This is a genomic window from Streptomyces rubellomurinus (assembly GCF_000961885.1).
In the GTDB taxonomy this organism is placed as follows: domain Bacteria; phylum Actinomycetota; class Actinomycetes; order Streptomycetales; family Streptomycetaceae; genus Kitasatospora; species Kitasatospora rubellomurina.
Genome location: NZ_JZKH01000014.1, coordinates 89,546 through 102,798 on the forward strand (window position 1 = coordinate 89,546; position 13,253 = coordinate 102,798).

The window sequence follows — 13,253 nt, forward strand, 5'->3', positions numbered from 1 at the left end:
GCGTCACGCCTTGATCAGCCCGGCGCCCTCCAGGGCGCCGGCCGCGACGGCGACCGCGTCGAAGGGCAGCCCGGAGCGCTCGGCGACGTCCAGCAGGTCCGCCGTGCCGTCCGACATGCTCAGCACCCAGAGCATCGCCAGCTGGGCCTGCCCCGCGTCGGCGTGGCCGCCCAGCGACTCGTACAGCCCGCGCCGGCCCAACTGCGGTTCGCCGTACGGGCTGAGGTTGACGTAGCGCCGGTTGCGGTCGAGGACGGCGAAGGCCTCGCGGCAGACCGCGAGGGTGTCCGCCAGCGCCTCGGGCGCGACGAAGTCCAAGTCGTCCGCCGAGGTGTGGTACTCGGGGTACCGGCCGTTCGGGGTCCGGCTGAGCGAGCCGACGCCCAGGTTGAACCCGGGCGAGCAGTACTGCCGCTCGTCGTAGCCGTACGGGGTGAACTCGTTGATCCGGTGCGGGCGTTCGGAGGCGGCCAGGACGTGCCGCAGCACCCGGTCGATCTCCGCGTCACCGCGCCGGCTCCGCTTGTACGTCAGCGGGCCGCGGTCGCCGGCGCAGGCCAGCACCAGCCCGTGCTTGACCCGCTCGATCCGCTCCGCGTTGCGGGCCAGCCAGGTGATCGCCCCGATGGTGCCGGGCGCGAAAACGAACCGGTAGGTGTACCAGGGCGAGCGCTGCGCCAGCTCCCGGGCCAGGAACACGGCCACCGCGACGCCGGCCATGTTGTCGTTGGCCAGCGCCGGGTGGCAGACGTGGCAGGAGACGATCACCTCGTCGGCGACCTGCCCGGGCACCACGTGCTCGGCGTAGCTGAGGTGGCCGTCGGCGAGCGTGGAGTCCACGCGCACCTCGTAGTCGCCCTCCGGCAGGGCGTCCAGGGTCTCCTGGGACAGGCAGAAGCCCCAGTCCGGCCGGTAGTAGCTGGTGCGGTACGGCACCCAGGTCGGGTGGTCCGGCAGGGTGTGCAGGTGCGGGCGCAGCTCGCTCAGCGGCATGGTCGCCGCGACGGGCACGCTGTAGCCGAGCACGTGCAGGGCGGACGCGGCGAGGTCGACGACCCGCTTCCCGGTGGCGTCGGCGACGTACGCGTCCCGGACGTTCCACTCCTGCGGCACCGTCCAGTCGAGCACCTGCGTGCCGGTCGGCACCTCGTGCCGCTGGAGCGGCAGGTACTCGCCGACGATGTCCAGGGTGGCGCGCACACCGTCGCCGGTGATGCTCCGGCAGAGCGGGTACAGCCGCTCCACCAGGGCGTGCATCTCCTCGCCGACGCCGCTCACCCGCGCCGCCGCAGGGTCTCGTCGACGGTGCCGGCCCCGGCGGCCCGGCGCAGCACGGCCAGCCGGGTGAAGCTCTGCTCGAAGCTCTCCCGGGTGAGCCCGAACCGCCGGTAGGCGTCGGCGAGTTCGAGCGCGCCCTGCTTGACCGTCCACTCGCATGCGAAGCCGGGCAGCGCCTCGCGGAACCGGGAGAAGTCCACCCGGTAGGAGCGCGGGTCGGCGCCGCTCTCCCCGGTGATCCGCACCTTCGCGCCGTCCACCGCCTCGGCGACCTGCTCGGCGATCTCGGCGACGGTGACGTTGTTGACCTCGCTGCCGATGTTGAACGCCCGGTCGTGCACCGCCTCCCGGGGGGCGACCAGCGCGGCCGCGAAGGCCCGGGCGATGTCGGCGGCGTGCACCAGCGGGCGCCACGGGGTGCCGTCGGAGAGCACCAGCACCTCGCCGGACAGCAGCGCGTGGCCCACCAGGTTGTTCAGCACGATGTCGGCGCGCAGCCGGGGCGAGTAGCCGAAGGCGGTGGCGTTGCGCAGGTACACCGGGGTGAAGTCGCCGTCCGCCAGGGCGTGCAGGTCGTCCTCCACCCGCACCTTGGACTCGGCGTACGGCGTGACCGGGCGCAGCGGGGCGTCCTCGGTCACCAGGTCGTCGCCGCCGGCGGCGCCGTAGACGGAGCAGGTGGAGGCGTACAGGAAGCGCTTCACCCCGGCGTCGCGGGCCAGCCGGGCCAGCCGGACGGAGGCGTGGTGGTTGATGTCGTAGGTGAGGTCCGGCGCCAGCGAGCCCAGCGGGTCGTTGGAGAGCGCGGCCAGGTGGATCACGGCGTCCACCCCGGCCACGTGCTCGGCCGTGACGTCGCGCAGGTCCACCCGCGGCCCCGGCGGGTCCGCGGGCGCCGGGCCGAGGACGCAGTCGGCGAACAGGCCGGCGTCCAGCCCGACGACCTCGTGCCCGGCGGCCGCGAGGACCGGGGCCATCACGGTGCCCAGGTAGCCCTGGTGTCCGGTCAGCAGTACGCGCATGCTTTCTCAACCCTCCAGATCAAGCGTCAGTTTGGTGACGGCGAAGGCCTCCGCGTAGCGCGCGTGGCATTCGATGCCGCGGATCCGCGCCAGCCCGAGGAAGGCCTCCCGGTCGTACCAGGGCCGGTGCCGCTGCGAGGGGTAGTGCTCCTGCAGCAGCCGCACCTTGCGTTCGGCGACCTCCGGGGCGAGCGGCTGGTAGGCCACCGGGCGGCCCAGGTCGGCGTCCCACTTGACGATCTCGTAGCCGAGCACGAGGTGGTCGCGGAACGCGGTGGTCAGCAGCGTCGCCAGGCCGCGGTGGTCCTGGTGGGCGTCCTCGGTGCGCGGGCCGAGGACCAGGGCCGGCTCGGTCCGTGCGCGCAGCTCCTCCACGGCGGCCTTGGCCTCGTCCCAGTGCGCGGGCAGCCGGCCGTCCGGCAGTTTGAGGACGGTCAGGCGCAGGTCGGCGCCCGGGCAGAAGGCGGCGAGCGCGGCCCGCTCCTCCTGCTCCCGCTCGCCGCCACCGCCGGAGAGCACCAGCGCGTCGACCCGCAGGCCCGGGCGGGCCAGGCACGTCGTCAGCAGGGTGCCGCCGGCGCCGATGGCGATGTCGTCGCAGTGCGCCCCCACGGCGACGACCGCGTCCAGGCGCCCGGCCCCGAGCCGGATCACGCGGACCCCACCGCGGCGCCGTCCCGCTCCCACACGGCCCACGGGCGCTCGCCGCGGGCGTAGGCGGCGTCCAGCGCGGCCCGTTCCTTCACGGTGTCGGTCGGCTTCCAGAAGCCGCGGTGCCGGTGCGCCACCAGGCGGCCCTGCTTGGCCAGCCCCGCGCAGCCGTCGGCGACCAGGTCCCCGTTCTCCGGGATGTGGTCGAAGACCTCCTGGCGGAGCACGAAGTAGCCGCCGTTCTCCCACAGCGGCATGTCGCTCACCGCGGTGATCCCGCCCACCAGGTTGTCCTCGCCCAACTCCACGCAGTGGAAGGAGGACTGCGGCGGCACCACCATCATCGAGGCGCCGGCGTCGCGCCGGGAGAACGTCTCGATCATCTCCGGCAGCGGGGCGTCGGTGAGCACGTCGGCGTAGTTGGCGAGGAACATCTCGTCGCCGTCCAGGTGGTGGCGCACCCGGCGCAGCCGCTCGCCGATCGGCGACTCGATGCCGGTCTGCGCGAAGGTGATCGTCCACGACGAGATGTCGGTGGACAGCAGTTCCGTCCGTCCGCCGCGCAGCACGAAGTCGTTGGACGCCGTCTCCTCGTAGCTGAGGAAGAAGTCCTTGATGTGCCGGGCCCCGTAGCCGAGGCACAGGATGAACTCGGTGTGGCCGAAGTACGCGTAGTAGCGCATCACGTGCCAGATCAGCGGCCGCGGGCCGACCATCGCCATCGGCTTGGGCACGTCGTCGGAGGATCCGCTGCGCATCCGCAGCCCGTATCCCCCGCAGAACAGGACGACCTTCACGGCTTCACCTCCACGATGCTCAGCTCCGGGATGGGGAAGACCAGTCGGCCGCCCCACTCGTGCACGAAGGACAGCTGCTCGACCAGTTCGGCCCGCAGGTTCCACGGGAGGACGAGGACGTAGTCCGGCCGGTCGGTGGCGATCTGCTCGGGCGGCAGGACGGGGATGCGGGTGCCCGGGGTGAACCGGCCGTGCTTGTAGGGGTTGCGGTCGACGGTGTACGGCAGCAGGTCGGGCCGGATGCCGCAGTGGTTGAGCAGGGTGTTGCCCTTGCCGGGGGCGCCGTAGCCGACGACGGTCTCGCCGCGCTCGGCCGCGTCGATGAGGAAGCGCAGCAGGTCCCGGCGCACCTTGGCCACCCGGGCGGAGAACTCGGTGTAGCCGGACAGCTCCTGGAGCCCGGCGGCCTTCTCCCGCGCCAGCACGTCGGTCACCCGCTGGGTCGGCGCGCCGGCCGCCTCCTCGGGCCGGGCCCACAGCCGGATGGAGCCGCCGTGCGTGGGCAGCAGCTCGACGTCCACCAGTGTCAGCCCGCCGCTGGCCAGCGCCCGGATCGCGGAGGCGACCGTGTAGTACTGGAAGTGCTCGTGGTAGATGGTGTCGTACTGGTTCTCCTCGATCAGGGTCAGCAGGTGCTGCACCTCGATCGAGACCCAGCCGTCGTCGGCGACCAGGGCGCGCAGGCCCCGGGTGAAGCCGACCACGTCCGGGATGTGCGCGTACACGTTGTTGGCCACGACCAGGTCCGCCGGGCCGTGCTCGGCGCGCACGGCCGAGCCGGTGGCCGGGTCCAGGAACTCGGTGAGCGTCGGCACGCCCGCCTCCCGGGCCGCGGCGCCGACGTTCACCGAGGGCTCGATGCCGAGGCAGCGGATCCCCCGGTCCACCACGTGCCGCAGCAGGTAGCCGTCGTTGCTGGCGACCTCGACCACGAAGGCGTCCGGGCCGAGGCCCAGGCGCCGCACGGCGCCGTCGACGTAGGCGCGCGCGTGCTCCACCCAGGAGGTCGAGTAGGAGGAGAAGTACGCGTACTGCGTGAACGTCTCCTCCGGGGTGATCAGCGGCGGGATCTGCGCCAGCCAGCAGTCGGTGCAGACCCGCAGGTGCAGCGGGTACGCCGGCTCCGGCCGGTCCAGTTCGTCCGCGGCGAGGAAGCTCTCGCACGGCGGGGTCGCCCCCAGGTCGACGACGCTCCCCAGCGCCGTCGAGCCGCAGAGTCGGCATTTCGTCATTGACTGCCCCCAATTCCGCCCGCGCGGGTGCCCCGCCGCGGGCCGGCGTTTCCGTTCCCCACCGGCGGCGCGAGGTCCGCGCCGCCGGACCGTCCCGCGATCGCGGAGCGGTAGCCCTCCAGCAGGCGCTCCAGCCCCACGGCCGGGCTGAACCCCTGCTCGTACCGGCGCCGGGCCGCCTCACCCATCTCCCGGTTGCGGTCCGGTTCGGCGGTGATCCGGCGCAGGCCGGACGCCAGCGAGGCCGCGTCGCCCGGCCGGTGCAGCAGCCCGGTCACCCCGTCCTCGACGAGCTCGGCGAAGGCGCCGTGGCCGGCGGCGACCACCGGCACCCCGGCCGCCATCGCCTCCACGACCACCAGGCCGAACGCCTCCAGCCACGTCGACGGCGCCACCACGGCGACCGCCCGCGCGACGGCCCGCCGGCACTGGTCCGGGTCGTACAGGCCGGCGAACCGCACGTCGTCCCGGCCCGCCGCCCAGGCGGCCACCTCCCGCTCCAGCGGCCCGGCGCCGGCCACCACGAGCGGCACGCCCACGCCGCCGGCCGCGGCCAGGTCGTCCCACGCGGCCATCAGCAGCCGTACGCCCTTGGCCTCGGCGAGCCGGCCGAGGTAGAGCACGTGCTCGCCGGCGCCCGTGCGGCAGGCGCCCGGGTCGGGGACGAAGTTGTGCTTCACCGCCAGCCGTCCGGCCGGCAGACCGGCCCGCAGCAGGACGTCGCGCTGCGCCGCGGAGATGCAGAAGAACCGCTCCACGCCGGACCACCAGCGCCGCCGGTTGGCCGCCAGGCTCACCGCCAGCGGCACCGTCGCCAGCCGGGAGCCGCGGTAGCAGCCGTGCCGGACGGCCGGCAGCGGCGCCCGGCCGACGCACGCGGTGCACGGCCGGCCGTCCCGTTGCAGCGTGCCGGGCGGGCACACCTGCGTGTAGTTGTGCAGCGTGGCGACGGCCGGCACCCCCGCGTCGGCGCAGGCCGCCAGCACCGCCGGCGACAGCAGCGGGAAGACGTTGTGGACGTGCACCACGTCCGGCCGGTCGGCGCGCAGCCGGGCGGCGAGCTCCCTGCGCACCGCCGGGTTCCACGGCACCCGCAGCGGCACCGCGGCCTTGGCCGGCAGGGACATCGCGGCGATGTCGTCGCTGCGCCGCTCGAACAGCTCGACCCGGTGGCCGGCCTCGCGCAGCAGCGCCGCCTCCTGGTCGACGACCCGGTTCTCCCCGCTCGGCTGCGCGGAGCCGTAGCGGTTGTGCACCACGAGGACGTGCATGGTCAGGTCACCTCCGGTTGCCGGACGCGTCGTCGGGGGGTCGCGGGCGCCGCGAGGGGCGCGCCCGGGTCGGGCACCACCAGCAGCGACGCGGCCACCGTCAGGTGCAGCAGGTACGGCGAGGCGTCGCCCAGCCCGGCCTCGGTGTACGACGCGATCGCGCAGTAGCTGATCAGGAAGATCGCGCAGGCCCGCGCCGGCGACGGCGGCCGCAGCAGCGCGACCCCGCCCAGCGTGAGGAAGACCGCCGCCACGACGGCGACGCCGGCCAGGCCCTGCTCGTTGTAGACGGCCAGCCAGCTGTTGTCGATCGGCAGCCCGCCGAAGGACTTGTCGCCCAGGCCGGTGCCGAACAGCTGCTCCAGGGTCGTCCGGGGCGCCGCCAGCAGGGCGTCCCAGACCTTGGCCCGGCCGGTGAGGTTGGAGAAGTTCTCCTGGGTCTGGCCGCGCAGGAACCACGCCTGGAGCAGTGAACTCAGGCCCACCGCAGCCGTGATGGCGACCAGCACCGCCCAGCCGAAGAACCGGCGGGCGGCCGCGCTGGTGAGCAGCAGCGAGCCGATCGCCAGCAGCAGCCCGACGATCAGGCCGAGGGTCGCCGTCCGGGTGTGGGTCAGCGCGAGCAGGACGAGCGAGGGCACGACGACCAGCGCCGCGCTGCGCCCGGTCGTGCGGCGGTCCAGCAGGAGCAGCACGGTGAGCCCGATGATCACCGCGGCGTACTGGCCGATCTGCGGCGGGGTGAGCGGCCACAGCGCGCCGACCAGCCGCCCGCCGTAGAGCTCGGGCATGGCCGCGCCCGGGGAGACGACCAGGCCGGCGGCCACCGAGGCGAGCACCGCGAAGTACATCCGGATGTGCGAGCGCACGAGCCCCTCGCCGCCGTCCCACCAGCGGCTGAGCAGCCACAGCGTGCCGACGAACAGGGACAGCCGGAAGCAGCGGAACAGGGCGCCGAAGCCGGAGGTCGGGTGGGCGCTGGCGACCACGCTCAGCACCAGCATCAGGGTGAGCAGGCACAGGAAGGCGCTGGCCCGGATCCGCAGCCGCAGGTTGAGCAGGAGCGCCAGCGCGAACGCGGAGACCAGCGCGCCCATGGTGGCCATCTGGATGAGGGAGCGCGGCAGCGGGACGATCGTCCGCGCCCCGGCGGAGCCGAGCGTGTTGAGGATCAGCAGCCCCCAGACCAGCTCGACGGTCCGCGGCGGGCCCGTCAGGTCGCGGTGCATCTCAACCACCCGCCCGCGGCCGGAGGTTGCTGCCCGCGTCCTGCAGGTACGGCGCGCCCTGCCACTGCGCGAAGTCGAGCGCGCGGCTCGGGTCGTGGGCGACGAAGCTCCACGGCCCGAGGTAGCTGTTGTCGTGCCAGCGGTTGTCCTGCTCGGCGGTGATCGCCTCGGCGACCGCTTCGCCCTTGTACGGCGACCAGTCCGGGTAGGTGCCGTAGTTGGCCAGCACGCCCATCCGGCCGCACCGCGCCGTGCACCCGACCACGGACGGGTCGAAGAGGAAGCGGTTGCCGTGGATGTCCACCCGCTGGGTCTTCCACCGGCAGTCGGCGTAGAGCGGCGCGGTGGCGATCGTCGGCTGGGTGCACTGCTTGGTGTCCTTGGCCAGCAGGGTGCAGTCGCCGGAGGAGGTGTTGGCCGGGCTGTTGCAGAACCGGTCGGCGTTCTCCCACAGGGTGATGCCGGACCAGTTGTCCTCCAGCACGTTCCCGTCGATCTCGATCTTCTCGGTGCGGGCGGTGACCCGCGGTTCGCCGCCGGACTCGGACAGGTAGACGGTCGCGTACGGGAAGGTGTCGCCGCGGTCGGCGGCCCTGCGGCCCTCGACCCAGTCGTTGCGCCGGATGGTGTTGTTCCGGATGACGGCGTTGTAGCTGGTCTCGTAGATCAGCGCGGCGCCGTCGTTGGCCTCCAGCACGTTGCCCTCGATGAGGAAGTCGTTGTTGTTGGTGTCCGCCCACAGCCCGGCGCCGCGGTTGTCGTGCACCCAGTTGCCGCGCACGTCGGCGCCGTTGACGGCCCAGAACTTGACGCCCCCGGTGCAGCCGCAGCCCGGCTGCTTCTTCTCCCACTCGTCGGTGTCGTTGCCGGTGATCTCGTTGCCCTCGACCACCAGGCGGGTGATCGCCGCGGGGCCGGACTTGAACGCGTTGATGCCGTACTGGCCGTTGCCGCGCAGGCAGTTGGCGCGGATCTGCTGACGGTCGCCGGCCATCAGCCCGGCACCGGAGTTGTGCTGGACCGTCGTGTGCTCGATCACCCAGCCGTCGGCCGAGTCGTGGTTGACCACGCCCTCGTTCTGCGGCGCGACGAAGCCCTGCACGGTCAGGTGGCGGATGGTGACGTTCGCCGCGGCGCCGCCGAACGCGTACTGGTTGGTCCGCTGTCCGTCGAGCACCGCGCCGGGCGCGCCGAGGTAGCTGTCGCCCTCCTTGGGGACGACCTGGGCGTAGCGGTCCGCTTCGAGCCGGTGCGTCCCCGGGCCGAGCCAGAACGTGGTGTTCGGGGGGCTGGCCTTGGTCTTCGCCGCCAGGTCGCCGACCACCCCGGGGTCGACGGCCACCGCGCCCGCCGGCGCGGTCGCCGGCCCGGCCTCGGGCCGGTCGCACACCCGGGCCGCGGCCACGGGCGTGGACGGCGCGGGCGCGGTCGGCTCCGGCCGGCCGTCGGACCCGCTGGTGCAGCCGGTCGCCACCAGCAGGGCCAGCGCCGCCGCCCACTGCCACCTCGTGCTCCTCACCCCTCCTGACCCCCGAACCCGAGGACGGTGCCGAACTCCCGCGCGGCGTCGCTGAGGCCGGTGCCGACCAGCGTGGTCGCGGACACCTTGCGTCCGAAGCCGGCGGAGTACCAGCCCAGCGGCGGCGCGGTCTCGCCGCGGTGCGCCCGCCAGGTCAGCTCGGCGGGCAGGTCCAGGACCGCGCGGCGGTCCTCGCCGTCCTTCGTCCAGGTCAGCACGGCCCGGTGGCCGGTGAGCTCGGCGGCGACCGCCGGGCCGAGGTGGAACGCCAGCCGGACGGCCCGGCGCGGGCCGCGCACCTCGTCGGTGATCCGCAACTCCCGGCTCGTGGCGGACAGTTCGACCCGGCGGCGGTGCACCGAGGGCCGGTAGCCGTCGTGCTCGGCGCACCAGCGGGCCACGCCCTCCCCGGCGGTGTCCACGACCAGCACGCGGCTGCGGGCGTGCCTGGTCCACAGGAAGGGGCCGCCGGAGACGGACTGGTCGGCGCCGTCCAGTTCCAGGGTGTTGTGGCCCAGGGTCGAGCGGAAGTACCGCCGCCACGCGGGCTGCCCGTGGTAGCAGAACGTCCCCGGGTCGGCGAGCACGTCGACGCCGTCGTGCCGGACCTCCACAGACAGCGCGTCCGCGTGGCCGTGCGCGGCGATGGACAGGAACCCGTGCGGGCCGCCGTCGCAGCGGCACCAGATCTCTTCCGCGCCGATCTCCTCCGCGCCGATCTCCTCCGCGCCGATCTTCTCCGCGCCGCTCTCGTCCGCGCCGCTCCCGCCCCCGGCGCGCAGCACGGTCAGGCCCGCGTCGGCGAAGTGGGCCGGCCGGCGCGCCGGCCGGACGACCGTGCCGTCCGTCCCGTACGGCCGCAGCAGCGCGGCCAGCAGCGGGGTGCGGACGTCGGTGCCGGGGACGGCCGGCCACCAGGGGAGCCGGCCGAACACGGCGCCGCCGGTGGCCAGCAGCGAGGCCCAGCGGTCGGTGCCCGCGCCGTCCAGCACCAGGCCGTGGCCGTCGTCCGCGTCCCCCTGCCGGGGCGGCCGCAGCCGGTCGTCCACGACGGCCGCGAGCGCGTCGGTCATCCGCAGCAGGACCAGCCGGACGGTCCCGGGGACGGGCACGGCGGCGGCGTCCGCCTCGGCCACCGCGGCCAGGCCGAGCTCCAGGACGAGCCCGTGGTACTCGGTGGCCAGCTCGCGGTTGAGGCCGGAGGGGAAGGTGTTGCCGCGCAGGTGCCGCTCCAGCGACCGCAGCGCGCCGGTGCGCCAGCGCGCCGAGGAGGGGAACCAGTCGAACGCGCAGGCCGCGGCGAACTGCCCGGCGGCCTCGGCGACGACGTGGTTGTTCGCCGAGGACCCGCGGCTGGGGAAGGCGGCCAGCCAGCGCTGGTGGTGCCAGATCTGCTCCCGCGCCACCGGGTCGCCCTCGAACAGGGCGGCCGCGCCCGGCCAGCCGTCGAGCAGCCGGCGCACCCACACCCAGGACAGCAGCCGGATGCCCAGCTCGATGCCGCTGATCCAGTGCACGCCGCGCAGCGGCGGGTTGGCCGCCCACCAGGACCGCAGGTGCTCGGCCACCCGCTCGGCGTACCGCTCGTTCCCGCTGAGCGCGTAGGCGGCGGCGAGCACGGTCAGGTACTGGTGGCGGGACGGCTCCCAGATCTGCTTGATGTCCCCGACCGCGTCCTCGTCGCGGTACGGCACGTCGAAGGCGTAGCCGTCCGGGGCCCGGCGCCCGGTCCTCGGGTCGCGCCACCAGTCCGGGGCCACCAGGTCGTCGCGGACCACCCCGAAGTACTCGGCGTGCCCGTCCATCAGCCGGTCCGCCTCGGCGAGCAGGCGCTTCGCGGCGTCCGGCGGCACCGCGGCGAGCGCCCCGGCGGGCAGGACGGCGGTGAACCGGGCGCCGGCCACCGGCGGGCAGGGCGGCGGCGCCGACCGCCACCGGCGCCGGCGCACCGCGTCGCCGACCCGGCCGGCGACCTCCTGGGGCCCCATCGCGGACAGCCGCCGCAGGTACCAGCCCGCGCTCATCGTCACAGCGACCTCGCCAGGGCCACCGGAGCGCCGCCGGCCAGGGCGGACCGCACGGCGAGGGTGGCCGCCGTGGTGGCGACCAGCGACTCCAGCGGCACCGGCATCGGCCCGCCGGTGCGCACCGCCCGGACGAACGCGGCCAGTTCGGCGGACTGCCCCTTGTCCCGGGCCTTGGGCAGCCGGGAGCTGACCCACCGTTTCTTTCCATACACCGACGCCCGGACGAAGTCGTCCAGCTTGAGCACCTTGCCGTCCGCGACCAGGTCCAGCGTCTCCTTGGGGAAGCCGGGCGCGCCGGCGGTGACGTAGCTGAGGGTCGCGGTGGAGTCGTCGGGGTAGCGCAGCACGACCTGCAGGTCCTCGTTCCCGGCGGCGGCGACGGCGTACACCGAGACCGGGTCGGCGCCCAGCAGCCAGCTCGCGGTGTCGATGAAGTGGCCTCCCTCGCCCGCGAACCGCGAGCCCTCGGTGCCCTGCTGGAGGTACCAGCTGCCGTGCTGCAGCCGGCCGGCGTTGACCAGGTAGCGCAGGCTCGCCGGTCCGCTCCGGGCGCCGAAGCGCGCCTTGGCCTCCCGCAGCAGCGGCGCGAAGCGGCGGTTGAAGCCCACCTGCAGGCGGTCGTTGCCGGACTCCGCCACCGCGGCGAGCACGCCGGCCAGTTCGTCCCCGGTGAGCGCCAGCGGCTTCTCGACGAAGACCGCCTTCCCGGCGAGCAGCGCCCGGCGGGTCAGCTCGGCGTGCGAGCTGTGCCGGGTGACCACGAACACCGCGTCGACGGCCGGGTCCCCGAGCACCGCGTCGAGGTCGGTGGTCGCCCGCGCGAAGCCGAACTTGCGCTGCGCGTTGGCCCCGGACAGCGCCGTCGTGGTGACGACCGCGGACAGCGCGACGCCTTCCCGCCCGGCCAGGTGCGGCAGCAGCATCGACGTCGCGTAGTTGCCGGCGCCGACGAAGGCCAGCCGCACCGGCGACCCGGACGGCCGGGCCGGAGCGGAGGCCGGGGCCGTGCGCCGCACCTCGGGCACCACGACCTCCGGGGCCTGCCGCTCCGCCTCCGCCTCCGCCTCCGGCACGGGGTAGCGGAACAGCGCGGTGACGGCCTTCAACTCGCCGTCCTTCAGCCGCCGGTAGGTCTCCACGGCGTCCTCGAAGTCGGCGACGTGGGAGACCAGCGGGCCGACGTCGACCCGGCCGCGCGCCATCAGGTCCAGGAAGCAGGCCAGGTTGCGGCGCTCCGTCCAGCGCACGTAGCCGATCGGGTAGTCGCGCCCCTCCAGCTCGTACGCCGGGTCGTAGCGCCCGGGGCCGTACGAGCGGGAGAACCGGACGTCCAACTCCTTCTCGTAGTAGGCGTTCCACGGCAGGTCCAGCCGGCACTTGCCGATGTCGACCACCCGGCCGCGGTCCCGGGCCAGGCGGGCGGCCAGCTCGACCGGCTGGTTGCTGCCGCCGCCGGCCGCCAGGTACACCTGGTCCACGCCGTGGCCGCCGGTCAGCTCGGCGACGGCCGTCTCCACGGCCACCGAGCCGGGGTCGCCGCAGGCCACCGCGCCCAGGCGCTCGGCCAGTTCGCAGCGCGAGGGGTCCGGGTCGGCGCCGACGACGCGCACCCCGGCGGCGGTCAGCAGTTGCACGACCAGCTGCCCGATCAGCCCGAGGCCGATGACCAGCGCCACCTCGCCGAGCTGCGGCTCGCCCTGGCGCACGCCCTGCAGGGCGATCGACCCGACGGTGCCGAAGGCCGCGTGCTGCGGCGCCAGGCCGTCCGGCACCGGCGTGTACAGGTTCTTCGGCACCCAGTTCAGCTCGGCGTGCAGCGCGTGCTCGTTGCCCGCGCAGGCCACCAGGTCGCCGACCTTGACGTCGTCGACCCCGGCGCCGACCTGCTCGACCACCCCGCACAGCGAGTAGCCGAGCGGCGTGTACGAGTCGAGCTTGCCCATCACCTTGCGGTAGGTGGCGGGCAGTCCGTTGACGGCCACGCTCTGCATGACCTTGGCCACCTGGTCCGGGCGCGAGCGGGCCTTGCCCACCATCGACATCCCGGCCTCGGACACCTTCATCATCTCGGTGCCGGTGGAGATCAGCGAGTAGACGCTGCGCACCAGCACCCCGCCCGGCTTGCACCCCGGCACCGGCACCTCCAGCACCGACAGCTCGCCGCTCTTGTAGTTCTGCACAACCTGTTTCACCGGAAGTCCCCTCGCTCCTAAGCCCGTTCCGTTGC

The 13,253-nt window shown here is 74.3% G+C and carries 10 protein-coding genes; all 10 read right to left on the reverse strand.

The genetic code is table 11. From position 1 onward, the window contains the following. Positions 1-3: 3 nt before the first annotated feature. From VM95_RS09895 to VM95_RS09940, 10 genes are read right to left on the reverse strand one after another with little or no spacing between them, the layout of a single operon-like run. Positions 4-1,257 (reverse strand): DUF4910 domain-containing protein, encoded by a 1,254-nt coding sequence (locus VM95_RS09895; RefSeq protein WP_045694283.1) that lies wholly within the window; start codon positions 1,255-1,257, stop codon positions 4-6. A 17-nt stretch (positions 1,258-1,274) separates the two neighbouring features. Next, positions 1,275-2,300: an NAD-dependent epimerase/dehydratase family protein gene (locus VM95_RS09900; protein WP_045694175.1), complete on the reverse strand. Its 1,026-nt coding sequence runs from the start codon at positions 2,298-2,300 to the stop codon at positions 1,275-1,277. Between the two features lie 6 nt (positions 2,301-2,306). Beyond that, a complete protein-coding gene (locus tag VM95_RS09905; protein ID WP_045694178.1) occupies positions 2,307-2,954 on the reverse strand; it encodes a PIG-L deacetylase family protein in 648 nt (215 codons plus the stop codon). Further along, entirely contained in the window at positions 2,951-3,748 is a 798-nt protein-coding gene (locus tag VM95_RS09910; RefSeq protein ID WP_045694180.1) for a glycosyltransferase family protein, read from the reverse strand. Before VM95_RS09910 ends, VM95_RS09905 begins: the two co-directional genes overlap by 4 nt. Then, positions 3,745-4,980, reverse strand: coding sequence for a class I SAM-dependent methyltransferase (locus VM95_RS09915; protein WP_045694182.1), 1,236 nt, complete (start codon positions 4,978-4,980; stop codon positions 3,745-3,747). Before VM95_RS09915 ends, VM95_RS09910 begins: the two co-directional genes overlap by 4 nt. Further along, positions 4,977-6,251 (reverse strand): glycosyltransferase, encoded by a 1,275-nt coding sequence (locus tag VM95_RS09920; protein ID WP_045694184.1) that lies wholly within the window; start codon positions 6,249-6,251, stop codon positions 4,977-4,979. Before VM95_RS09920 ends, VM95_RS09915 begins: the two co-directional genes overlap by 4 nt. Positions 6,252-6,253: 2 nt before the next feature. Continuing rightward, entirely contained in the window at positions 6,254-7,480 is a 1,227-nt protein-coding gene (locus tag VM95_RS09925; protein WP_107072905.1) for a hypothetical protein, read from the reverse strand. Between the two features lies 1 nt (position 7,481). Then, entirely contained in the window at positions 7,482-8,999 is a 1,518-nt protein-coding gene (locus VM95_RS41345; protein ID WP_045694187.1) for a right-handed parallel beta-helix repeat-containing protein, read from the reverse strand. Then, complete coding sequence (locus tag VM95_RS41350; protein WP_107072906.1) at positions 8,996-11,023, reverse strand: alginate lyase family protein; 2,028 nt, start codon at positions 11,021-11,023, stop codon at positions 8,996-8,998. The genes VM95_RS41345 and VM95_RS41350 overlap by 4 nt, the downstream gene beginning before the upstream one ends. A 2-nt stretch (positions 11,024-11,025) precedes the next feature. Beyond that, entirely contained in the window at positions 11,026-13,218 is a 2,193-nt protein-coding gene (locus VM95_RS09940; RefSeq protein ID WP_045694192.1) for a bi-domain-containing oxidoreductase, read from the reverse strand. Positions 13,219-13,253 lie beyond the last annotated feature (35 nt).